Annotated in this window: 25 protein-coding genes and 1 riboswitch; of the genes, 11 read left to right on the top strand and 14 right to left on the bottom strand. The window is 44.9% G+C overall.

The window, feature by feature from the left end:
• Positions 1–18 precede the first annotated feature (18 nt).
• Together VHA02S_RS26330 and VHA02S_RS26325 are read left to right on the top strand one after the other, a co-directional pair.
• Positions 19–147 carry a hypothetical protein gene (locus tag VHA02S_RS26330; RefSeq protein WP_005426337.1) on the top strand — a complete coding sequence of 43 codons (129 nt, stop codon included), beginning with the start codon at positions 19–21 and terminating at the stop codon, positions 145–147.
• Positions 147–275, top strand: a complete 129-nt coding sequence (locus VHA02S_RS26325; protein WP_005452653.1) for a hypothetical protein — start codon at positions 147–149, stop codon at positions 273–275. Before VHA02S_RS26330 ends, VHA02S_RS26325 begins: the two co-directional genes overlap by 1 nt.
• Positions 276–351: 76 nt before the next feature.
• Here VHA02S_RS26325 and VHA02S_RS08150 read toward each other — a convergent pair whose 3' ends face one another.
• The 7 genes from VHA02S_RS08150 to VHA02S_RS08120 form a co-directional block, all read right to left on the bottom strand.
• Positions 352–768: a MarR family winged helix-turn-helix transcriptional regulator gene (locus VHA02S_RS08150; RefSeq protein WP_038897837.1), complete on the bottom strand. Its 417-nt coding sequence runs from the start codon at positions 766–768 to the stop codon at positions 352–354.
• Entirely contained in the window at positions 768–1,682 is a 915-nt protein-coding gene (dmeF, locus tag VHA02S_RS08145; protein WP_038897836.1) for a CDF family Co(II)/Ni(II) efflux transporter DmeF, read from the bottom strand. The genes VHA02S_RS08150 and dmeF overlap by 1 nt, the downstream gene beginning before the upstream one ends.
• 223 nt (positions 1,683–1,905) lie before the next feature.
• A complete protein-coding gene (locus tag VHA02S_RS08140) occupies positions 1,906–2,469 on the bottom strand; it encodes an HD domain-containing protein (protein ID WP_038897835.1) in 564 nt (187 codons plus the stop codon).
• 146 nt (positions 2,470–2,615) lie between these two features.
• Positions 2,616–3,617, bottom strand: coding sequence for a CobW family GTP-binding protein (locus VHA02S_RS08135; RefSeq protein WP_009699525.1), 1,002 nt, complete (start codon positions 3,615–3,617; stop codon positions 2,616–2,618).
• On the bottom strand, positions 3,607–4,167 hold the full coding sequence (locus VHA02S_RS08130) for an LbetaH domain-containing protein (protein WP_005426373.1): 561 nt from the start codon (positions 4,165–4,167) through the stop codon (positions 3,607–3,609). The genes VHA02S_RS08135 and VHA02S_RS08130 overlap by 11 nt, the downstream gene beginning before the upstream one ends.
• A 148-nt stretch (positions 4,168–4,315) precedes the next feature.
• Positions 4,316–5,650 carry a dihydroorotase gene (locus VHA02S_RS08125; protein ID WP_029788167.1) on the bottom strand — a complete coding sequence of 445 codons (1,335 nt, stop codon included), beginning with the start codon at positions 5,648–5,650 and terminating at the stop codon, positions 4,316–4,318.
• Between the two features lie 101 nt (positions 5,651–5,751).
• Positions 5,752–6,210 (bottom strand): Fur family transcriptional regulator, encoded by a 459-nt coding sequence (locus tag VHA02S_RS08120; RefSeq protein WP_005452672.1) that lies wholly within the window; start codon positions 6,208–6,210, stop codon positions 5,752–5,754.
• Positions 6,211–6,388: 178 nt separating this feature from the next.
• Here VHA02S_RS08120 and VHA02S_RS08115 point away from each other — a divergent pair, with 178 nt between their 5' ends.
• Positions 6,389–7,237, top strand: a complete 849-nt coding sequence (locus VHA02S_RS08115; RefSeq protein ID WP_038897833.1) for a patatin-like phospholipase family protein — start codon at positions 6,389–6,391, stop codon at positions 7,235–7,237.
• Between the two features lie 211 nt (positions 7,238–7,448).
• Here the strand turns inward: VHA02S_RS08115 and VHA02S_RS08110 are convergent, their stop codons facing one another.
• Positions 7,449–8,297 (bottom strand): pirin family protein, encoded by an 849-nt coding sequence (locus tag VHA02S_RS08110; protein WP_038897832.1) that lies wholly within the window; start codon positions 8,295–8,297, stop codon positions 7,449–7,451.
• Positions 8,298–8,620: 323 nt separating this feature from the next.
• Between VHA02S_RS08110 and cspE the strand changes: the two genes are divergently transcribed.
• The 4 genes from cspE (at position 8,621) to VHA02S_RS08090 (ending at position 11,159) form a co-directional block, all read left to right on the top strand.
• The gene (gene cspE / locus VHA02S_RS08105) at positions 8,621–8,833 is read left to right on the top strand and encodes a transcription antiterminator/RNA stability regulator CspE (protein ID WP_005452678.1); all 213 of its coding nucleotides are present in this window, start codon (positions 8,621–8,623) and stop codon (positions 8,831–8,833) included.
• Between the two features lie 344 nt (positions 8,834–9,177).
• Entirely contained in the window at positions 9,178–9,387 is a 210-nt protein-coding gene (locus VHA02S_RS26320; protein ID WP_005452681.1) for a hypothetical protein, read from the top strand.
• 62 nt (positions 9,388–9,449) lie between these two features.
• A complete protein-coding gene (locus VHA02S_RS08095; protein ID WP_005452683.1) occupies positions 9,450–9,590 on the top strand; it encodes a hypothetical protein in 141 nt (46 codons plus the stop codon).
• A gap of 364 nt (positions 9,591–9,954) precedes the next feature.
• A riboswitch (purine riboswitch) is annotated at positions 9,955–10,054 on the top strand.
• A 100-nt stretch (positions 10,055–10,154) separates the two neighbouring features.
• Complete coding sequence (locus VHA02S_RS08090) at positions 10,155–11,159, top strand: adenosine deaminase (RefSeq protein ID WP_009697057.1); 1,005 nt, start codon at positions 10,155–10,157, stop codon at positions 11,157–11,159.
• Positions 11,160–11,240: 81 nt separating this feature from the next.
• Here VHA02S_RS08090 and VHA02S_RS08085 read toward each other — a convergent pair whose 3' ends face one another.
• A complete protein-coding gene (locus tag VHA02S_RS08085; RefSeq protein WP_038897831.1) occupies positions 11,241–12,878 on the bottom strand; it encodes a sensor domain-containing diguanylate cyclase in 1,638 nt (545 codons plus the stop codon).
• Between the two features lie 154 nt (positions 12,879–13,032).
• On the bottom strand, positions 13,033–13,956 hold the full coding sequence (locus VHA02S_RS08080; protein WP_038897830.1) for a LysR family transcriptional regulator: 924 nt from the start codon (positions 13,954–13,956) through the stop codon (positions 13,033–13,035).
• A gap of 168 nt (positions 13,957–14,124) precedes the next feature.
• Between VHA02S_RS08080 and VHA02S_RS08075 the strand changes: the two genes are divergently transcribed.
• The 3 genes from VHA02S_RS08075 to VHA02S_RS08065 all read left to right on the top strand — a co-directional run bounded on the left by VHA02S_RS08075 (position 14,125) and on the right by VHA02S_RS08065 (position 16,222).
• Positions 14,125–14,619: a hypothetical protein gene (locus VHA02S_RS08075; protein ID WP_038897829.1), complete on the top strand. Its 495-nt coding sequence runs from the start codon at positions 14,125–14,127 to the stop codon at positions 14,617–14,619.
• A 3-nt stretch (positions 14,620–14,622) separates the two neighbouring features.
• The gene (locus VHA02S_RS08070; RefSeq protein ID WP_038897828.1) at positions 14,623–15,612 is read left to right on the top strand and encodes an efflux RND transporter periplasmic adaptor subunit; all 990 of its coding nucleotides are present in this window, start codon (positions 14,623–14,625) and stop codon (positions 15,610–15,612) included.
• A gap of 136 nt (positions 15,613–15,748) precedes the next feature.
• Entirely contained in the window at positions 15,749–16,222 is a 474-nt protein-coding gene (locus tag VHA02S_RS08065; RefSeq protein WP_005452691.1) for a peroxiredoxin, read from the top strand.
• Positions 16,223–16,292: 70 nt separating this feature from the next.
• Here the strand turns inward: VHA02S_RS08065 and VHA02S_RS08060 are convergent, their stop codons facing one another.
• The 4 genes from VHA02S_RS08060 to VHA02S_RS08045 all read right to left on the bottom strand — a co-directional run bounded on the left by VHA02S_RS08060 (position 16,293) and on the right by VHA02S_RS08045 (position 21,152).
• Positions 16,293–16,997, bottom strand: coding sequence for a class I SAM-dependent DNA methyltransferase (locus VHA02S_RS08060; RefSeq protein WP_005452694.1), 705 nt, complete (start codon positions 16,995–16,997; stop codon positions 16,293–16,295).
• Positions 16,998–17,195: 198 nt separating this feature from the next.
• On the bottom strand, positions 17,196–17,603 hold the full coding sequence (locus tag VHA02S_RS08055) for an SPOR domain-containing protein (protein ID WP_005452696.1): 408 nt from the start codon (positions 17,601–17,603) through the stop codon (positions 17,196–17,198).
• 154 nt (positions 17,604–17,757) lie between these two features.
• Positions 17,758–19,695, bottom strand: coding sequence for a tetratricopeptide repeat-containing diguanylate cyclase (locus tag VHA02S_RS08050; protein WP_038897827.1), 1,938 nt, complete (start codon positions 19,693–19,695; stop codon positions 17,758–17,760).
• A 287-nt stretch (positions 19,696–19,982) separates the two neighbouring features.
• Positions 19,983–21,152: a D-alanyl-D-alanine carboxypeptidase family protein gene (locus VHA02S_RS08045; protein ID WP_017818550.1), complete on the bottom strand. Its 1,170-nt coding sequence runs from the start codon at positions 21,150–21,152 to the stop codon at positions 19,983–19,985.
• Between the two features lie 457 nt (positions 21,153–21,609).
• On the opposite strand from VHA02S_RS08045, the gene VHA02S_RS08040 reads away from it, so the two are divergent.
• A complete protein-coding gene (locus VHA02S_RS08040; RefSeq protein WP_005452704.1) occupies positions 21,610–23,217 on the top strand; it encodes a BCCT family transporter in 1,608 nt (535 codons plus the stop codon).
• Positions 23,218–23,228: the final 11 nt, after the last annotated feature.

Here is a 23,228-nt window from a genome sequence, read left to right as displayed (position 1 = left end):
ACAGTTGAGAGTTTAAGGATGAAAGGAAGAAACATTGCGGCATTTGCCATTGTGGTGGCAGCATTTGCGTTTGGTTATGGCTTTAAATCCTATCAAGAAGCGAATGGTGTCATTTACCCAACCTTTAAGAAGGAGTTTAATCTCTGATGCCTAAGATTACCCTTCTGCTACTCGCAACGACTGTCGGTATTGGCGTTACCGGTGCTGCATTCTGTGTTGGCATTACGTATGCGTTCACACAACTGCCAATCGAACAAATTCTATCAAGCTTATAAAAAAGTAGAGCATTTCGGTGCTCTACTTTTTTGCTGTTTGAGACTCAACATTTGAGTTGAGAAACGAAAAGCGCAATCAGAACTCTTTATTCATCTTCTGTAAGCAAGCAAACAAGATCGCTTGATGCTCAGGCTCGATATTGCGCGTTAAGTCTTGAACCAAATCTAAATGCAGCTGATTGTGATGACGGTGAATCTCTTCACCCGCTGGCGTAAGCTTTACTACGATAGCGCGACGATCTTCTGGATGCGGACAGCGCTCAATAAGCTCCGCTTTCACCAGTTTCTCAATTTGAACCGTTAACGTGCCTGTCGTAATCCCAAGCTTTTCCGCCAGTTCTTTCATACGCAACGCACTATGCCCACCCAGTACTTCAATCGTGTGGATTTGAGCCAGTGAGTAACCCGTGCCTTTTACTACAGATTGCTCCCAAGAAGACATTTTGTCATAGAACTCGGTAAGCGTTTGATTCAGCTTTTCTAATTCGCGCATCACTCAGTCATTTGAACTTCCAAAGTTAGGTGGTGAATCTTATCAAATTTACTCAATAATTGCTTAAATTCATCCAGCGTTTTGTTGCTATGATTTTTAAGCGCGATAGCTGCAGAATAATGATGACCACTCACCTTCCAGATGTGTAAATCAACAATCTCGGCATAAGGAGTAAGTGTTTCAGTAATCTCATCTCGGTATGACTTGTTGATGCTCTCATCCAACAAGACTGGTGCGGTTTGTTTCATTAAACCCAAGGTCCACTTACCAATCACAACGGCACCAACAATCCCCATCATGGCATCTAACCAAACCCAGCCGTAAAACTTACCGACAATCAACGCGACAATCGCAAGTAGAGAGGTCAGCGTATCCGCTAACACGTGGAAGTACGCAGCAGTTAGGTTGTGGTCGTGATGATGTTCGTGCTCATGATCGTGAGAATGGTGATCATGATGGTCATGCCCATGATGATGGTGATCTTGCAGAAGCAGCATGCTCGCAAGGTTCACCACTAAACCAATCACCGCCACCATAATAGCTTCGTTAAACTGAATGCTTTCTGGGTTGAAGAGACGATGAATCGACTCGACCATCATCATCAATGCCACAATCCCCAACGCAATGGCACTGGTAAAACCGCCGAGCACACTCACCTTACCCGTACCAAATGAGAAGCGGTCATTATGGGCATTTTGTTTCGCGTAGCGGTAAGCAAACAAGGTGATACAAAATGCCGCTGCGTGTGTACCCATATGCCAACCATCTGCGAGCAATGCCATTGAACCAAACATGGTCCCGGCAGCAATCTCCACCACCATGGTGGTCACGGTTAGGATCAATACGTAGAGCGTGCGTTTTTCACCCTTTTGGTTGTGAGAAACGAAATCATGTGAATGTTGCGATACAGCCATTGCGACACTTACCTTCCAATTTTAGTTTGATTATCAAATTATTTGATTTTAATTTAGTTTGACCATCAAACAATGTCAACCTAGGAAGGGAATTTGATCAAAGGGAAGTTTTAAAAAGAGTCTTACTCAGTATAAAAAACACAAACGAGCTAAAGCACTTAGGTTCACCAGAGAAGCCTAAGTGATTTTGCAGAAAGTGATGTTTTTAAGTTGAGCGAGAGAACTAGCGCTCAGCTAATCGACGGGTATCTTCATCGATGATCGCTCGAAGCGCTTTGGTCAGATCATCAAAGTCCGTGTGCTTTTTGCCGTATTCCAGATTAAAGGCGTAATTGAAATCGGTAGGGTTATCGCCTTGAGTGTGCTGCAGAATGGTTTCCAATTTATCCAACGCTTTGGTGAGTCGAGCTTCTGCGGTAGTAGCACTGTCGTATTCCAACCATAGCTCCAGCAGATCCTTTTGCAGAGAAGCGTCTAACGGAGCGATGAGTTGCTTCAAATCCGCCAGTTCTAGTGCGCTTTTATCCAGCCCATAGTGTTGCTCCAACGCCGAAATGTCACCGCTGACCGCTTCTGCCAAGTCATGAACAACACAGAGTTTTAGCACTTTCAAGCTATCCAAATGTGGATAATGTTCTGCTACCAGCATGGCAAGTAAGCATAATCGCCACGTGTGCTCAGCAGTACTTTCATGGCGACCAGAAGACGTCCATGCGGTGCGTAAGGTGCTTTTGAGCTGCTCAGCCTCGCGCAAAAAAGTAAGAATGCCAGGTAGCTTGTCGATCATATCAGTGCTCATGTCTCAATGTTTTCAAGAAGAGTAACGGATCGGGCTGAATCGGAAAAGCACAAACGACAGGGAGAAAACAGGAAGTGATTAGAAACATAGAAGAAGACTCAGACACTCATATTGAGAATGCCTGAGCCTATAGATCACGCCAATTCGCAAGAAAGCAGTTTGGCTTCAAAGTGCTCATCAATGCTGTCTGCAATCAGTTCAATTCGGCTTTCAGCACAGTCATCCAACTCCACTTCCTGTAGCCCATCTGGCGTTAGGTTGTAGCCATAAATACCATCACCAGTAATAAACACCGCTTTCATGCGCTCCACTTCCAGCTCAACCAACAGAGGAATCAGCTTGCGGCGATCGAACACTTTCTCAGGTGAAAAGCGCCAACCGACACTCTGGAAACCTTCGCCTGAATTGGTCGCTTTGAGCATACCACTCTCAGGCATTGGCATGTCTGAAGCCAAAGGCTTGTCACTCGCATGATGGTGGTGATGCGGTGGATGTTCATGAATGGTGGTCTCACCTTCAAATTCGGCAAACGGAATCACACCATGCTGAGCAAAAACCACTTTGGTATTTGGGCGCCCAACTTGCGCCACGTAAGCTTCTAGCTTCTGGGTATCTCCCTCTTGATACAAATCGAGCTTGTTACCCACCACTGTATCGGCAATCGCAATTTGTTGGTTGAACGTGTCATGCTGTGTATAGCGCTCATCCGCAAGCTTACGCGCGTCGACCAAAGTGATGTTCTTTTGTAGCGAAAGCACTTGGCGATAATGATCTGTCGACAACACTTGCAGCACTTCTTTCGGGTGGCCAAGCCCAGTAGGCTCAATCAGCAGACGGTCTGGCTTTGCTTCATTAAGCAGTTGGTTTAAGGCGATTTGCATTGGCAACCCCGCCGCGCAGCACATGCAGCCGCCGGGTACTTCGCGAATAAACACTTGTTGCTCTTCGCTTTGTTGCCCCTGAACCAAGCTACCATCAACGCCGATTTCACCAAACTCATTCACTAATACCGCCCAGCGCTCGTTCTCTGGCTTATTCGCCATTAAATTCAAAATCGCGGAGGTCTTTCCTACACCAAGAAACCCCGTAATGATGTTGGTAGGAACACCAAGTATGGGTTGGCTCTCAGAGCTCATTGGCAATTCTCCTGTAACCTTGCACCAGTTCGTGGTTTGCTGAAACCACAGACTCTGAAAACGCCGAGTACTCAGGTGGCACTTTCGAGATGCTATTCAAATCAAAGTCAGCACCAATATTCGTCATTGGCGGAACATGGAAATTCTCTGGCAAGTCTAGACCATCTACCACACAGTTATGGCGAATAACACAACCCTTCCCAATCACAGCATTAAACACCACCGAGTTAAAACCAATGAACACATCATCGCTAACTTCACACGGACCATGAATAATTGATCGGTGTGCAATGGAAGAGCGCTCACCAATGGTCACGGCAGCGCCTGCCTTTGAGTGAATGACCACGCCATCTTGAATGTTGGTATCGCGCTTGATGACAATGGCTTCCATATCGCCTTGCTCGTTCACCTCATCAGCACGAATCACCGCGTAAGGACCAATAAAAACGTTATCTTCAATGATCACTTTGCCACAGATGATTGCAGTCGGATCGATGAAGGCTGTTTCCGACACTTCGGGCATGTGACCTGTGGGATTTCTTCTTAACATATTGAATTCTCTTTATTTGATGCCGAAAAGACACTCAAGTTACGACAACTATACTTCTACAAATAAAGCCCGATGAAAGCGGATAAATGTAAGCTTTCGAAAATAAACTGAGCTTTCAAATAATCTAAGTTTTTGAAAAACGTGAGTCTTAGCGATCAAATACCAATCGCATAGCATGTGCTGCCTGCTCATTGACTTGTTGGTCGACATACACCAACCCACCGTTGACCCAAGTTTTCTTGATTTGTGAGGAGAACTGATGGCCAGCAAAAGGCGACCAACCACAGTGGTACAAGCTATTGTCATTGGTGACTAAGGTCGGCATTTTTGTATCCACCAGCACCAAATCAGCGAAATACCCTTCACGGATAAAGCCACGTTGCTCAATACCGTAGCGGATGGCTGGGTTATGTGCCGTCTTTTGAACCACTTGCTCCATCGTCATATGTCCGCGAGCGACTTGATCAAATAAAGACAATAGTGCGTGCTGTACCAAAGGTAACCCCGCTGGCGCTTGTTCGTAAGGCACCTGTTTTTCTTCCCTCGTGTGGGGGGCGTGGTCTGTCGCGATAATGTCAATTTGACCTGTATTAAGTGCTTTTAGAATAGCCTCACGGTCACTTGGGTATTTCACCGCTGGGTTACATTTGATTTGGTTACCACGCTCTGCGTAATCTTCATTGCTAAACCACAAGTGATGAACGCAAGCTTCAGCGGTAATGTTTTTGTTCTCGATTGGACCTGCATCAAACAGTGCTAACTCTTTTGCCGTTGTAATGTGCAGAACATGCAACTGACTGTTGTACTTCTTAGCCAGTTCTACCGCATAAGAAGAGGACGCATAGCACGCTTCGTCATCACGCAGTATCGGATGATCTTCAATGGTGAATTCCGACTTCTCTTTGAGTAGTCGCTGTTTGTTTTGCGCAATCACAGGTCCACTTTCACAGTGCGTTACGATGAGCACCGGTGAATCACGGAAAATTTCCTCCAAGGCTTGAGGTGCTTCCACCAACAAATCCCCCGTCGAAGCCCCCATAAAAACCTTCACGCCACAATGTCTCTTTGGATCAAGCTGTTTGATTTGCTCAAGGTTGTCTTCGGTCGCACCAAGATAGAAAGAGTAGTTCGCGAGGGAGCTCTGCTCGGCAATGGAGAATTTGCTTTCTAACGCTTCGATGGTCGTCGTGGCAGGGTTTACGTTCGGCATTTCCATATAGCTTGTGATACCACCTGCAACCGCTGCACGGGATTCTGTTGCAATCGAACCTTTGTGCGTTAAACCCGGCTCACGAAAGTGTACTTGGTCGTCTATCATACCGGGGATTAGATAACACCCTTTAGCATCAATCACCGTGTCTTCCGGTTTTGAGGCGATATCGGTCGAGATAGCTTCAATTCGCTGATCGACAATTCGTAAATCGGTCTCGGTAATGGTTCCTTCGTTGACGACAAGGGCGTTTTTAATCAGTGTTGCAGGCATAGCGGTTCAGAACTCCTTGCTGATGATGCTAATAATGGGAAAGGATAAACGTCGTAAAGTGGCAGTGATGAAGACGACAATAAGTGGACACTCAAAGACACTTACTGGGATTTCGCACAGTCATCACAAACACAATTGATCTCTAGTTGAGGGCTGACAACGGTGAAGCCTTCTTCTTTTGCATGGGATTGCAGACCGTGAATCAAGCTTGGGTCGATGGCTTGCTCGCTAATTTTGTTGCATTTGGAGCAGATGAGAAATTGAGGAACGCCATGTTCGTGCTCGCAGAGGATATGGGAGCAGACGATGTATTTATTAGAAACTTTAAGCTTGTGAGCCAAGTGCTCACCTTCAAGAAAATCCAAGATTCGATACACCGACATTGCCTGAATATTTTGTTCAAAATGGGCTTTGCAATAATCCACCAACTCATAAGCTGACAAGGCTCTATCGGCATGGACCAACGCTTTCAACACCAGTTTTCTCTTGGAAGTTAATTGCTTTCCTTGAGCTTTAAAGCTCACCTCTACATGCTTAATAATGGCGTCAATATCGCTCATTTTCACCTCACACAAGACACACGCTACCTTATAATAATTTTGATTATTGTTATGTTATAACATAAAAAGCAGATTCATCAAGGTAAGGTCAAAGTGAACGCGACTTGGGTATACGCATTAGATCCGTTACTCTAATTAGTTCGTATCCAAATCAGAATAATCGAAACGGATGGCTAGGATGGAACATGTTGGTTCTCGAGCGTTGATTGTAGAAGGCGGCGCGATGCGTGGGGTATTCTCCTGCGGCATACTCGATCACTTTATGGCACAAGATTTCTCCCCTTTTGACAGCTTTTGGGGTGTCTCGGCGGGCGCAAGTAACTTAGCGGCTTACCTTGCTAAAATGCCGGGCAGAAACCTCAAAATCTATCTCGACTACAGTCTACGAAAAGAATTTATCTCCCCCACTCAACTCGTACGCGGTGGCGATATGATGGATTTAGATTGGATGTGGGACGTCACGCTTAAAGAGTTGGGCATTGATCGAGCCGTACTCTCTGCCGATCCTCGACCATTCTTTTTAGGTGTCACACGACAAGACAACGGACAACCAGAATACCTAACACCTTCCGTAGAAATGTTGGCGGAAACCATGAAAGCCAGCAGCGCCTTACCAATCATGTACCGCAATGGTGTGCCATTAGATGGCGTAAGGTATGTGGATGGTGGTGTAGCGGATGCAATCCCTATTGCCGAAGCCATCAAACGCGGTGCAACCAAAATCATGGTGCTACGAAGCCGCCCTGCCAGCTATCGCAAATCCAAGCCTAAGTTTGAAAAGCTAACTTCACGTTTACTGAAAGATCATCCAGCGTTAATCGAGCCAATGCTCACGCGCCATATTCGTTACAACCGGAGTCTGGAACTGATAGAGAACCCGCCAGTTGGCGTTGAGATCATCCAAATCTGTCCACCAGAAGGCTTTAAGTTAAAGCGTTTAAGCCGCTCGCCAGAACCTTTACGTCAAGCTTATGAGCTGGGTGTGGAATGTGGTCCACAAGCCATTGAACGCTGGGAGCAAAGCTAAACAGAGCACAAAAAAGCTCACTGCCCTCGTGAAAGACAAAAAAAGCCACACCCAATTGGTGTGGCTGATGCAAATTCGATGGCAGTGGATATCGTCTTTGCTTGCGTATGAGCCCAATAAACGGACTCCAAATCACTTAGTGTTTTTCTCTCGAACTGTAATTCCAAGAGTTGGCGTCAAGACTTGGTGCCGAGCAACGGTATTGGGTGCCTTAATAAGTTTCAAATACACCAGAATTGTAGTCTTGAATCGCTTGTTCAATCTCGTCGATGCTGTTCATCACAAATGGACCATAATGCACAACAGGTTCATTAATTGGCTCGCCAATAAAGAGCAGTACTCCGCTAGCGTCATTGGCTTGCAGCTCTACCCACTCACCTTGCGAAAGCAGTGCCATCTCACCTTGCATGACCACGCGCTCGCCCACTTTAATACTTCCTTTATAAGCATAGGTCATCATATTGTGATGTTTCGGTGTCATTAATGTCATTGTCGCACCTGGATGCGATCGCCAATCAGCAACCGTCACCGGTACACCCGTTTTACTTAGCGGTCCTTTGACAACCTCATCGCCGATGCTTAACTCGCCAGAAATAACACGAACCAAACCATGGGACTCTGCGCGATGCTCGGTAATAGTTTCCGGTTGGAAGTCGTGATATTGCGCCGGAGACATCTTGTCTCGTGCAGGTTGGTTAATCCAAATTTGGAAACCGTGCAGCTCGCCGTCTTTCATGATTGGCATTTCACTGTGAATCACACCACGACCAGCAGCCATCCATTGCGCACCGCCAGAACGAAGCTCACCAATGTTTTCCATATGGTCACGATGTTGGAAATGACCGGTGAGCATATAAGTTAGTGTTTCAATGCCCCGATGTGGATGTGGAGGGAAACCACCCACATAATCTGCACGTTGGTCTGATTTAAGCTCATCGACCATCAAGAATGGTGAAAAGCTCGTGTTATTGAATCCGGCTACGCGACGAATTTTAACCCCATCACCATCTGCGGTTGCATGCGATGGAATGATCTGACGAATCTCTCTCACTGTGCTCATAATATTGCCTCCCTTATTGGTATGGACTCATTGTAGGAAGGGGGATGCCAAATCATGAGGGGATGAAATTGTTCTACTCCATCAGTTTTTTCGAACGAAAAGAATTTGAAAAATAAATGTAGCTATTTTTTAAACACCCTGTATAGTGGCGTCTGGCTCTAGAAAAGAGCTGTTAATGCTACATTTAGTTTAAGTTCCCTCTCAGTAACACCCTGAATCCTTGATTCAGACTCCTGCGTAAAACTTCCTCTTGATTGCACATTCAATAGCTTAAAAAAGATCCATCACAATTCGTATATTATTGTTTAATTTCAGAGGTTTTTATGTCTGGTAAAGTAACTGGTTCAGTAAAATGGTTTAACGAAACTAAAGGCTTTGGTTTCCTAACTCAAGACAACGGCGGTCAAGATGTATTCGTACACTTCAACGCAATCGTTGCTGACGGTTTCAAAACTTTGACTGAAGGTCAGAAAGTAAGCTTCAATGTAGAAGAAGGTAAAAAAGGTCCTCAAGCGACTGAAGTTACTCCTCTATAAGATAGCTTTTCTTGGTGCAGCATTTCCTCGCTGCACCAAACTCTCTCCCCCTTCAAAAAATTCCTCAAACTTAATATTTAGCAATTAAATTTTGCTTGGTTTTCTGCTGCCTAAAATATACCCAAGTAACCTCGAGATGCTAAGTTCAGCGAGAATGACTTGGTTTGTAGACGCGGCGGATACGATATCCATCGTTGGAACACTAGATCTATCGAACCCGATAGCCATCGTTGGTATTTCACTTACTTAAAATTAGGAAAAATTATGTCTAGAAGAACAGGTCGTCAAAGACACTGGTACCAATTATTGAATAAAGAAAAGATCACCAAAAAACAGGAGAATAAATGATAGAGATTGAATTCCGTTTAAAACAACCCGACATCTCTTGGAACGCCAAAATTCATCAACTCAATAGTGATATTTTAAGGCGCCATATATTACCAAAACTCCAATCTGCTTGTTATCTCATTGATTTTAAATACTGTGAGAAAACCTACTCCGGAGACATTCTGTGTGACTCAGGTTCAAAGCTAGGAAGTTTTATTATTAAATAAATCAATTTTCGTGCATTAATGAATAATGCGGATATTTAGGAAGAATTTCCAAAGGAAAAATCATGGCAAAGAAAAGCAAGAAGCAAATTGAGCAAGAAAAGAAAGAGTCCGAACAAAACGCCGCAGCGATTAAACAACAAACGCGCCGCCGAATTGAGGACATCATGGAGCAAAGAGAATTTGATAAAATGTTCGAACTATAAATACATTCCATTTCCTTTTCTCTACTCTTCTCAATCTAAAATATCGACGTGCAAGGTATCGCCACCCCTCTTCTCAATTCACAATGAGCAACGCACATTAAATTCGATATGACTCCCAATGTTTCTCGCATGGTGTGGTTCAGTATTAGCCACTGAATATTCGACGCTCAGCAAGGTGTGTGCTGACAACGAAGCCATCATGCGATGAATCACAGCCTCGATACAGATCTCCATCGCTCAACTAAACCAACACTTTTTTGCCTTTCCGTTCTCCGTTCTCCGTTCTCCGTTCTCCGTTCTCCGTTCTCCGTTCTCCACAAATAACAATTTCATCAACGACTCTAGCCAAGCTTCAATTTTTGCGTATAATCGCAACCGTTTGCTTCGTATAACCCCAATGATATGGTTTGGGGGTCTCTACCAGCTCCCGCAAAGTGCTGATTACGAAGAGTCGAGATCACTGTGGATCTTACTCTTTGTAATGGCGTTCGATTTTTCTCAATCTATACCTATCCTTAGAGTAATTGCATCCACAACAACCATAAGAAAAAGTGGGAGTTTATTATGAACGCATTTATTCAAGGTCTTCCAAAGGTAGAGTTACACTTACATATCGAAGGTTCGCTAGAGCCAGAACTGTTGTTTGAACTGGCACAACGTAACAACATAGACATTCCATACGAATCGCCACAGGCACTGCGCAAAGCGTACGAATTCGAAGATTTACAGTCTTTCCTAGATATCTACTATCAAGGTGCTAACGCGCTGCGTACAGAACAAGATTTCTATGATTTGACTTGGGCATACTTAGAGCGCTGCAAAGCCGACAACGTCATCCATACTGAGATCTTCTTTGACCCGCAAACCCACACCGACCGTGGCATTGAGTTTGAAACGGTCATCAACGGTATTCACCGAGCAATGCAAGATGGTAACGAGCAGCTAGGTATTACGTCTCAAATTATCGCATGCTTCTTGCGTCACCTATCGGAAGAAAGCGCCATTGAAACGCTGCAATCAATCATCAAACATCAAGACAAAATCATCGGTGTAGGTTTGGACTCTTCAGAACTCGGTCACCCGCCAGAGAAATTCAAACGCGCTTTCCAACAAGCAAAAGCAGCAGGCCTATTGACGGTAGCGCACGCGGGTGAAGAGGGTCCGGCGCAAAACATCATTGACTCTGTTGAGATGCTTAGCGTTAGTCGTGTGGACCATGGCGTTCGCTGTGTTGAAGATGCTTCATTGGTAGATGCGCTTATCGAAAGTAAAATGCCACTAACGGTTTGTCCATTGTCGAATATTAAGCTGTGTGTGTTTGACCAAATGGAGCAGCACAACATAGTCGATTTGCTGCGTAAGGGGGTCGCGGTGACGATTAACTCGGATGACCCGGCGTACTTTGGCGGCTACATGACGGATAACTTTAAAGCGGTCAGCGATGCTCATCCAATGACGAAATCAGAACTGGCTCAGTTTACGGTTAATGCAATCAACGCCAGTTTCATTGATGAAGCGCTTAAAGCGAAATACCGTACTCAAGTCGCGAACTACTTGGCAAGCCACTAAATATTAGTGCTAGGTGACTAGGGTTTGCTGACTTTTCTAACAGATTTTCGCCGAGAAAGAACAACAAACCCTAGCTCTTTGTCACGACGCTACGCTTAAACTGGTTTTGACACAATTTCTTCCTGAATTCTTGGCGAGATAAAGCGCCTTATCAGCGCAGGCAACCAGTTCATCGAAGTTTTGCCCAACTTCTAACGTTGCAACACCCGCGCTAAATGTCATGCACGTCACGGGCGAAAAGTTCTCCTGTTTCATTTTCTCTTGTAAGTTGAGAGCGATTTGCTCGCCTTGCTCAATCGATGTATCTCTCAGTAGAATGACAAACTCTTCCCCGCCCCATCTTGCAATAAGATCTTGTTTTCTCAAATTGTTACTCAGGAAATCGGCTATATGCATTAGCACTTGGTCACCCACATCGTGCCCAAAGGTGTCATTCACCACTTTAAAATAGTCAAGATCAATAAGAATCAGAGAAGTAGAGTGAAAAGGTATCGTCTTATTGGTCAATTCTTGATGTACTTGGTTAATTAAAGCTCGTCGATTGAATAAGTTCGTCAATGGGTCATACATGGCTAACCAAGTTAACTTCTGATTATTTTCGTTGAGTAATTTCACAGACATCGCGAGGTCGTGATTGGCATCGTTCAGCTCGTTAGTTCTGCTCGCCACCACATCTTCCAAGTTTCGATTATGCTGTTGAATCTCTTCTATGGTGTTTTTAAATGCGTTAGACAATTGCCCAATTTCATCCAAAGAGTTTTGCCCAGCAAATTCGGTGTAGTGACTGCTGACCGAATTTTTAACGTCCTGCGTTAACTCCACAATCGGTAACGTCACAGAGTTGGTCAGATAGATGATAATCGGTAGAAAAACGATGATCACCACCGATAAGGTAATGGTGACGTCTTCTACTAGTGCTTTGATATCAAGGAATATGTCTGACTCTTCCGTTGTGACAAACAACGTCCAACCCGGCAGACTATCAATGGCAGAAAAGGTAACGATCTTGGATTCACCCACATTCTCATCATAATAATGTCCGTAGCCGATATCGTGCTGTCGTGTTTGCAAGGCAATATTCCCAAAGCCTTCAAAACCGATACTGTCAGAATCAAAGATATTTGCCGCTAAAATAAGCGTGTTATTTGGGTGGGAGACCACATTTCCGTAATTGTCGGCAATCCATGCATAACTACTGTTTCCAAGTTTGACTTTGGACAGTCTCTTACTCAAATAGTCAATAGAGATGGATACTCCAACAATACCACTCCACTCATTTTGTGAATTAAAAACAGGGACACCCAATGCAATCAACGGCTCTCCTGTCACCAAACCAATGTGCGGCTTAGTGACATGGTATTTTGCCTGTTGCCAGTTAACATCCTCAGTTATGTCTGCCAGCGTCACTTTGGTTCTACGACCTTGGTAATCGACCAAGTTCCATTCATTGTCGACGAACAAAGTATTGACCACCGCATGTTTCGACATGCTTTGCAGCCATTTCAGTTCTTCAATAATGAATGGAACATCACCATGCTGAACCCTTTGATGCCCACTGATGGTTTGAAGTGAGGCGATGTTTCTTTGTAGCTCTTGGCTAATCACATCAGAATGGAGGTTTGAAACTTGAATCGAGTTTTTTAAGGCAACACTAAACACACGTTGCTGCTCTTTAAAATAAAGGGCACCAAACAAAATCAAAACAAAGCAAATCGTCATCAAGGTATAGATGACAATGAACTTAGTTCGAATGCTCGTGAAAAAAAACCGACTTCCCTGCACAAAAGCCCCAGTGATATTGAGGAATATATTTACAGTCTAGTGTCTCATTAAAGAACCATCCATACGGTATAGTGAAAATATTCACTTTAATCTAATGATTTTCGGTAAATTTCTCAGCGGCTAATAAACACTGCTCTCTCAACCACTGATGACTAGGATCATTTGTGCGAGAAGAATGCCAGTACATGGCGACATCAATTGGATCTTTCATGAAGTCTGCTTTTAGCTCTTTGAGCTGATAGAGGTCGCAATACTGCTTCAGCAAGGTTTGTGGCATCAGAGCGAGATAATCACAACGCTGCACAACCGGCAATACTTCAATAATGCTACTCGCCTGCCATGCCACATCACGTTGGCCTAAGAGTTTTTCATCCTTGATTCCTCGACCAATTAGGTAACCATTTTGTTGATTGAACTGAGACAAAGTGACGTGCTTTTCATTGAGGTACTCTTTGACACCGATCCTGTTGCCCGTTAAGCGAGGATGATCTTTGCGACACACCACGGTCAACTTATCAGACATCAATACTTTAGAACGTAAATGTGGATGCAGATTAGTGTGAGCCTCTATCACCAAGTCACACTGCTGGGTTCTCAGTAGGTTCGTCAAATCCATGGTGTATAACGGTTCAATGCGTGTGCTGGCTTTTGGCGCTCTCTCACTGATCAAAGCGGAAAGTTCAGGAAGAAGAGTAAAACCGAACACACTAAGGGAAGAGATCACAAAACGCTTATCGCACTCAGCAGGATCAAACCGAGTATGTTCTGGCAGCATATATGCGATGCTCTCTACTGCACTCGCTAATGTCGGGTAGATATCAACTGCAAACGCCGTTGGTGCAACGCCGTGGCTTTCACGAATGAATAACGCATCCTTAAACACCTCACGAAGCCTGACTACCGCTTGGCTGACCGCAGATTGACTCACACCCAGACGTTGCGCCGCTTTGGTGTAACTCTTCTCTTCCACAATAGCCACAAAGGTCGGGATAAGACTGTAATCTGAGTGCTTCATAGATTATGTGTTCTCTAATATTTTCATGCTGACATAAGCTTAACTTATATCATATATCACTCAACTTATGGCGTTTTTTCATACAATTCCGCGCATGTGATTACAAAAGACAAAACAATAATCACGCGCTCAACGTTTTACCCTCACACATTGACAAAAGGTATAACTATGAACGTCATAAAAGCCATAGGTCGTGTCATTTTTGCGATTTTTATGGTGCTATTAAAGTTCTCACTTTTCATGGCTCTAATGCTCGGTGGAGCTTACTTGCTTGCGCCTATGGGTACGATCAATTCGAAAGATATTGATATGAGCTTGTTTACCAATACCCCTAACGACACCATGATGGTGATCTTCAACTCCGAGTACTTCAGCGGTTATCTATTTTCCGTCACCATAGCGCTTGCTCTTTTTGTCATCTATTTGCTATGGCAGATCCACGAAGTTGCGGTACATCGAGCTCAAAAGAAGAAAAGTTCTCATATCCAATTGGTATTTGCGCTTTCTCTATGCGGTTTGTTCATCCATAAAGCGTGGTGGGTGCTGGCGTTAATCATTGCGTTCGCCAACTGGGAACACATCGGCAGCTCACTGAGCAACATCATTCGCAATAGTCGATTGGCTTCACAGCCACAAACAACGACCAAAACAGCAGGGGAATAATCCATGAAAGAGGTAATGATTCCGTACATTCTGATCATGTGGATTTTGGTTTCGACAGGCGCGATAAAATGGACGTTCAAAAGCGCATTTTGGATTGTCTCTGGTGGTGCATTTATTCTGGTAGTATTAGGGATACTCTCACGCCTTTGGGCTCCGGTTGATTTGACCTACTCATCCACCGTAAAAGCACCTCATTCGGTTCTTTCTCCCCTATTTAGAGAACAGATTGACCACATCTATGTCGACCACAACCAAGAAGTGAAGAAAGGCGATGTGATTTATACCCTTGTCGATACCACCTCTTTGGCAGACGTAGAAAAAATTAAAGCAGGGATTGTTCAGCAAGAAGAAAATGTGGCGCAGTTGAAGCGCGACATCATTCGCGGCAAAACATCACCAGAGATCTTTAAAGGTCGAGACATCGAATACTACGAGTCTCAACTGCGCGTTGCAGAAGCCTCGTTAAAATCCCTGCATGCCGACCTACAAAAGACCCAATTTGAGCAAGAGCGTAAGACAGTTCGAGCGCCTTATGATGGGCAAGTTGCGGTAGTGAATGTCGCGGATGGGAGCCGTGTCGGCAATATGCACATCTACGATACGTCACGTAAGTTCTTAGAAATGCGTATTCCAGACCAAACCTACCGCTATGTTGAAAAAGGACAGTTTGCCGAATTTTACGTCGATGCTTACCCAGGCGAAGTATTCCGCGCTCGCGTACACAGCATTACGGCAGGCACTGGGGAATCCTCTGTCTCACCATTGCAAGGACCACAAAGCGTCCGTCAGCATGTCGGCGCAAATACCAGTAGCCATGGTCGTACTGTGATTCTGGAGATCTTCGAACCGGAAGGCAAAACCATCCCGATCGGAGCCACTGGTTCAGCATGGATTGCAGCGAATAAGCCACACAGTTTGTTCGGTTTCATTGACGTTATCGGCGCAGCAACCGTCCGACTTCATTCTTACAAGTCTTATCTAAACGCAATGTAAAAAATAAACAAACCGTCCACTGAGGCGGTTTGTTTTTATGATGCCAATTAAGACCTTACATTTCTTCCGTGGTTAGCCCGTGGTTTTAGCGCTAGACTGAGTGGGCTAAATAAAGCTACCCAAAAGGAAGAAAATCATGATTCAACAAGGTCAAGCACTGCCAGCGGCAACGCTAAGCGAACTGACTGCCGATGGTATGGTTAACCACCAAGTGACAGAACTGTTTGCGGATAAGAAAGTGGTTCTGTTTGCGGTTCCTGGAGCATTTACGCCAACGTGTTCAGAAGCGCACTTGCCAGGTTATGTCGTATTGGCTGACCAACTTAAAGCGAAAGGTGTGGACCTGATTGCTTGTGTTTCTGTTAACGATGCATTCGTGATGCAAGCTTGGGGTGAAGCGCAAAACGCGTCTGAGTTATTAATGCTAGGCGATGGCGACGCAAGCTTTACCAAAACACTGGGCCTAGAAATGGACACCGGCGGTTTTGGTGGCGTTCGTTCACAGCGTTACGCGATGATCATCGACAATGGTGTGGTCACCGCATTAAACGTTGAAGAGCCAAAAACATTTGAAGCAAGCAAAGCGGAAACTATTCTCGCAGCACTTTAAGCTCAGCGCTAAGATCACAAAACGGAAGCCTCTGCGCTTCCGTTTTTTCTATCTGAACTCACTGATTTTACTAGCTCAGCGCCACACATTTAATGAAGATGAAGTTCGGGAATGTCGCCAAGCGTTGGTAATGTTCTTCTGAGATTTCACGAATCTTCTCATTCACCTTACCTTCTGAGATCGCCAACATCGCCATGCCAGCCCCACTGATCGCATCGGTAATGTCTTGCAAAGAGCGACGATAGAATGCCACAGGAACTGGCTCACCAACGGTGTTCCACATATCTTCTACAAGCTCTTTGTCGTAATAATTGCCTGAAGCAGAACACTCAAAATCCGCAAATGGATGATGAGTCGAAAATACGAACTGACCACCTGCTGTTAACACACGTTGGATATCATTAAACAAAGGGCGAAGATCTTCGATGTAATGAACCATGAGCGGACAAATAACAAGATCATATTGCGCATCTCGCTCTTCTGGTAAGCCTAACGCCAAGTTTTGCGCATAAGCTGTAACTGAATCACCCAACTTACCCTTAACGATATCAATCATCTCTTGCGCAGCATCAATACAAGTCACAGAGCTTGCGCCTCGCGCCAATAGAAGCTGTGCGTAAATACCCGAACCGCAGCCTAAATCCAGCACCCTTTTACCTGTAACATCACCGATAAGTTCAAAGGTATTTGGACGCTCAAAGTGCGCGTTGTACAGGTTATCTTGTGCTGCCACATCGTATTGCTTTGCGTAGGTGGTGTACATTTCTTGCTTCATGGTGACTCCAACAGAAAAAGTGGGATGCGAAGACTAAAAAATACCCGATAACAAGTAAAGTCAAAAGCGCGTTAGAAGCGTGATCTTGCGTGTACATTGGAGAAGATCGGTGACTGATGGTTCAATTGAGCCTTTCCAACCGATTGCAAAGGCTCGATGTGTAACAACAAAGTGTTTATTGGAATGACAAGAACAGCACTAGCGCATACGTACTACACTGGTTTCTTGCTTGCGTTGCATTTCAGCAAACGTCATGACGAAAGGAGAAGATTGCTTAACTCGACTTGGTAAAGAAGAGAGTGCACTGTAGGCATCTTGCTTGGTCTTGAAGTCACCCACCGTCACTGTGTACCAACGAGTGCCGCGGCTGTTTTTCCAGTTCACCCATACCGGATGTTTCGGGTCAATGTAACGAATGTACTCTTTGACATCTTTTTCTTTCTTCAATGCCAACACTTGCATGGTGTAATGGTTTGGGTTGAGGTAGCCGTAAGCATCTTGTGATGACATTACCCCCACACATTGCCCCGTTTCTACAGGTTGATGCTGAGGCATAACACAGCCAGTAAGTGACATAGCCAAGGTCAAAGATAGAATCTTGCGCACGCGTAACTCCGTTTTTGTTCTGAATGGTTCTCTTTAAGAGTGCTCTACGCTGAGTAGGCGACCGCAACGACAGAAAAATGAAGCACAAAACAAAAACGGCAGATTGAACGCTTCAATCTGCCGATTCGTTTACAAGCAATGTTGCCAATCTTCTTTATCGTCCGTCAGGAAATACCACCTGATTCTTACCGTTTTGCTTCGCTTCATAGAGGCTTTTATCTGCGCGGCGGAAATATTCGTCGTTGTACGTGAAGGTATCAATCTGCCCACCATGACTTACCCCAACTGAGGTAGTGATGTGCAAACTTCCCTCTTCGGTTTCGAACAACGCGTCATCAATGTGCTGACGAATTTCTTCAAGACGTTTCGCTAGGTCATCGGTTGCTCTTAATAGCATCAAGAACTCTTCACCGCCCCAACGAATCAACAACTCTTGGGCATGAACATGAAGCCTCAATCGTTCTGCAAAACCTTCCAAAACGCGGTCGCCTGCCTCATGTCCGTGAATATCGTTAACGTCTTTGAAGTTATCAATATCAAACAACACAACGCGATACTCTGTTTTTGCATCTAACTGTGCAGGGTGATCAATCTGATCATAGTAAAAGCGTCGGTTATGCAATTGAGTCAGTGGGTCAAGCAAAGAAAGCTGATGAAGCTCTTGGTTTTTTCGCTGCGTCGCTAAGACTTTAGACACCGTAAGCGCCAGTACGACAGCACAAACCGCTATCCAGATAATCGCAATCTGAAAGCGCAGCTTCTCTTGATCCAGCTCCGATTCCGCCAAACGTTTTTCTACTTCCAATACGTCTCTTTCACGCTGGATGTGCTCTGTCGCAAACGCCTGTTCTAAATCATACACTTTGCCGAGTAACTGCTTCTTACTGTTAGCAGAAAAATGCTTAAAGGAATTCAAAGCGTTCTCATACTCGCCAAGTTGTTCGAATATCTTTGCCTTCTGTTCTTCAACTCGAATCAGCCAACGTTGATGCTCTATCGAACGAAACGCAGCCGCACTCAATGCCGCACTTTGCATCGCCTTATCTAAGTCTCCGAGCGCCAATTGAGACTTCGACATAATCAAATAACACTGTCCATATTCAATTGGAAAGTCAGCAGCAGAAGGCAACATAACGCACTGCTGTGTAGTTTCAAGCGCCTTAGTAAACTGCTTTTCCAGCAACAGCATGTCAGCTTTGCCTTTCAGCTGAATTAGATGATGGCGAAGGTTCGTTGAGGTTGCCTTGTAGAACTCTTGAGATTTCTCATAAGCAGCACGAGCGAGCTCAACGTTACCCTGTCGGTTATAAACATGCGCTTCGTTGAGATACAGAATCTGTAGCCCTCGCGCTTTATGCCCTTGAGCGTGACGCTTTAGATAAATCTGCTGCGCTTTTTGGATGAACTCTAACGCCCTATCCCAGCTTTCAATATGCAGATAAAGCAGCCCTAGGTTGTTATAGATTGTCCCTTTGTAGGCCTCTTGCCCCACTTTATTGGCGATATCTATTGCATCAAGGAAATAGCGCTGGGCATCGACTAATTGATTGGTCGCATTATTTAGCGCCCCCGCGATATTGTAGAACCGTGGCAATAGAGAGTTAATTTGTTCTTTTTTGGCGATATCAATGGCAAGTTTTATTTCAGTCAAACCAACATCATTACGCCCGTGCAAGGTGTGCTGCATGGCACTGTCTGCCAAAAGTACTGCATCAAGCCAAGGTTGTTCAGTTTCACGAGCGATGGTCTGGAGCTGCCCACGATACTCTGCCGCCAGTTGTGGCTCATCGTTCGCACGAGCAACACGATATTGCTGATACAAGGCGTAGGATTTTTCAAGCTCAGTCGAAAAGGTGTTGCCGATTGCAGCCAGTGCTTGTTGTGCGCGTTCCGGATCACTGTACGCCAATGCACTGACATCCAGCAATGCCTCACCTTGAGCTGATTTAGCAAGCAAAACCTGAGGATCTTGGCTGATGATTTGTTGAATATTTTCACTTGGCGAATCCTTACGCCAGTAATCGTGTAAAGCAAAAGCGACCACTACCCAAAGCAGTGCCGCTAGCAAAGTGACAACATAGCTTTTTCTCACGAAGTATTACGTTCCATCTCGATTGTATTAAGAATTTTCTTTTTAGAAGCATCTGATTTATAAGCGAACAATAACATCAATCCGATACATTCCCAAGTGCGCATAAGAATCGATTTTTATATAAATGTCACGGTCATATAAATGTTGCTCTAATGGCAAGATTTCCTGTCATCCTTGTATTGGCGTTGTGGGAAACCATTGGGAGAAAAAACTGAGCTTTAAATAAACAAAAAGCCGCAACTTAAAACTAAGATGCGGCTTCAAATAAAATCAGAGAAAAAAGAAGGTTAGAACCAGCTTGCAACCAAACGCTTGAACCAATCCACTAGGCGCTTAAAGATACCGCCTTCTTCTACTGGCTCAAGTGCGACGAGATCCGCTTCTTTCACTACATCACCATCCACTTTATATAGGACTTTGCCAACAATTTGATCTTGTTGAATCGGAGCCATTAGGTCGCCGTTGTATTCCACTTCTGCTTCCAACTTGTTCACGTCACCTTTCGGTAGCGTTAGGTAAATATCGCGTTCAACGCCAACTTTAAGTTCGTCTTGGTTACCCATCCAAACACGTGCTGTTGCGACTTCTTTACCAGCTTGCGTTGGCACAACAGTATCGAAGAAACGGAAACCGTAACTCAGAAGCTGTTTGCTCTCTGATTCACGTACACTTGGGCTTTTTGCTCCCATAACAACCGCGACTAAGCGCATGTCGCCATTGGTAGCAGACGTTGCAAGGCTGTAACCGGCACCGCTGGTGTAACCCGTCTTCATACCGTCAACGCTCATACTACGGTCACGCAGCAAACCATTACGGTTGTATTGAGTAATGCCGTTGTAGGTAAACGACGTTTCACTGTACAGCGGGTAGATATCAGGAAGATCACGGATGATGGCACGACCTAGCGTTGCGATGTCACGCGGGGTCGAGTACAAACCGTCACTGTCTAGACCATGTGGGTTGGTAAAGGCAGAGTTCGATAAACCAAGCTGGTTCGCCCAGCTATTCATCAAACCAACAAAGCCTGCTTCACTTCCGGCGACGTGCTCAGCAATCGCGACACTGGCGTCGTTACCTGATTGCACAATCAAACCGCGGTAAAGATCGGAAAGCGAAACCGAGGTACCAACTTCGATAAACATTTTTGAAGAATCAGGGAAGTTCTTCGCCCACGCATTGCGGCTGATCACCACTTCATCGTCTAGGCTAATGTTGCCTGACTTCACCTCTTGCCCCGCGACATAAGCGGTCATCAGCTTAGTCAAACTCGCCGGGTTTAGGCGTTTGTCGGCATCACGTTCCACCAGCACAGTGCCAGTGTGGTAATCCATTAAAACATAGCCTCGAGAGCTTAACTCTGGGGCATTAGGAACAACGGTAGGAGCAGCAAAACTAAACGCAGAAACAGCGGTCAAGGTGGTCGCTAACGTAGCATTGATTAAAGTGTTTTTTCTCATAGCAGCATTCTGTGGCTTACAAATTAAGTCGAGTATATGGAAACGCTGTTCAGTTACAGCAGCTCTGTTACGATTGGTTACGTTTACTCGATATTTGTCGAAAAGAATGCGAAGTCGGTTGGAGTTTGTGCTTATAAGTTAGCCAAACGTGTCTATCGAGAATCACGCGAATTTGTTACCACTCACGTGCTTTGCCCCTCCCTTTTGAACAAACCTTCCTCTACAACAAAAAGCAAATATTTACACATCAAAACATTACACCTCATTGCATTTTCAACCAAAAATCACATTAAAACGTAGTTAACGCCTTTAAATAAACCATCAATTTGCATTGTTTTACACAAAACATTATGATTGCGTCGCACTTTTTAATTTGAACTCAAAACAATTGGAGGGCGGTTTTAGTGTTTTTCTTGCTCAAGAAGGGCACATTTAATAAAGCGTACATGTTGTATTTATGGATAATGCACTAAAAAAATATAGTATCGACACTACCGACTATCAGGTTGGTCAAGATAACGTTCAAAAATGGGGATTTGATATCCACAATCCAGTATTTGGGATTAGTGCTGGTCTTGTTCTTCTCTGTCTTGCTTCTCTATTAATCGTTGATCCTTCAACAGCCCGTGATGCCTTAAATGGCGTAAAGAACAGCATCATTTCTGACTTCGATGTGTTCTTCATGTGGTCAACAAACTTCTTCATCGTATTTGCTATCGCAGTCTTACTGTCACCACTAGGTAAAATCCGCATTGGTGGTAAAGATGCACAAGCAGAACACTCAACCGTTTCTTGGTTATCAATGCTCTTTGCCGCAGGTATGGGTATCGGTCTTTTGTTTTGGAGTGTCTCTGAGCCAACGGCTTATTTCACTGACTGGTATGGCACGCCCCTGAATGTTGAGCCTTACACAGAGGAAGCGAAATCCCTGGCTATGGGTGCAACCATGTTCCACTGGGGTATTCACGGTTGGGCAATTTACGCCATCGTGGCACTTTCGCTAGCTTTCTTCGCCTTCAACAAAGGCTTACCACTTTCATTACGCTCTGCGTTCTACCCGCTATTTGGTGATAGAGCTTGGGGCTGGTTAGGTCACGTCATTGATATTCTTGCGGTACTTTCAACCCTGTTTGGTCTTGCGACTTCGCTTGGTCTGGGTGCACAGCAAGCAACGAGCGGCATCAACCATGTATTTGGTCTGGATGGCGGCATTGGCATGCAAATGATCGTTATCGCATTCGTAACCTTTATTGCCGTACTTTCTGTTGTTCGAGGCATCGACGGTGGCGTTAAGCTACTGAGTAACATCAACATGGCGGTGGCATTCGCTCTACTGGCTTTTGTGCTATTCATCAGCTTTGATGTAGCAACAACGTCGATCTGGGATACCACAGTCGCATACGCAAAAGACATCTTCGCACTGAGTAACCCTCACGGTCGAGATGATACCGAATGGATGCATGGTTGGACGGTCTTCTACTGGGCGTGGTGGGTATCTTGGTCACCATTCGTCGGTATGTTTATCGCTCGAGTTTCGAAAGGTCGTACGGTTCGTGAATTCCTATTCGCTGTTATCGTTATTCCAACCACAGTAACACTGATTTGGATGGCAGTATTCGGCGGTATCGCACTTGATCAAGTGGTCAACAAAGTCGGCGAGCTGGGTGCGAATGGTCTTACAGATATCTCACTAACCCTTTTCCACGTTTACGATGCAATGCCGTTTAGCTCGGTCATCTCGGTATTATCTATTGTTCTGATTTTAGTGTTCTTTATCACTTCTTCAGATTCTGGTTCACTGGTTATCGATAGCATCACTGCTGGTGGTAAAATTGATGCGCCGGTACCACAACGCATTTTCTGGGCATGTATCGAAGGCTCTATCGCTGCGGTAATGCTGTGGATTGGTGGTAAAGAGGCCTTGCAAGCGCTTCAATCCGGGGTGGTGGCAACAGGTTTACCTTTCACTTTTGTTCTATTGCTGATGTGTGTCAGCTTGATCAAAGGCTTGAGATCGGAATTACCTGCCTATCAGAACACCGCGCGGGAACAATCTGTTGCTTAATTTAAGCTGCA

Source organism: Vibrio harveyi NBRC 15634 = ATCC 14126 = KCTC 12724, assembly GCF_001591145.1.
Classification (GTDB): Bacteria; Pseudomonadota; Gammaproteobacteria; order Enterobacterales; family Vibrionaceae; genus Vibrio; species Vibrio harveyi.
This window is presented reverse-complemented; position numbering and strand designations above follow the sequence as displayed.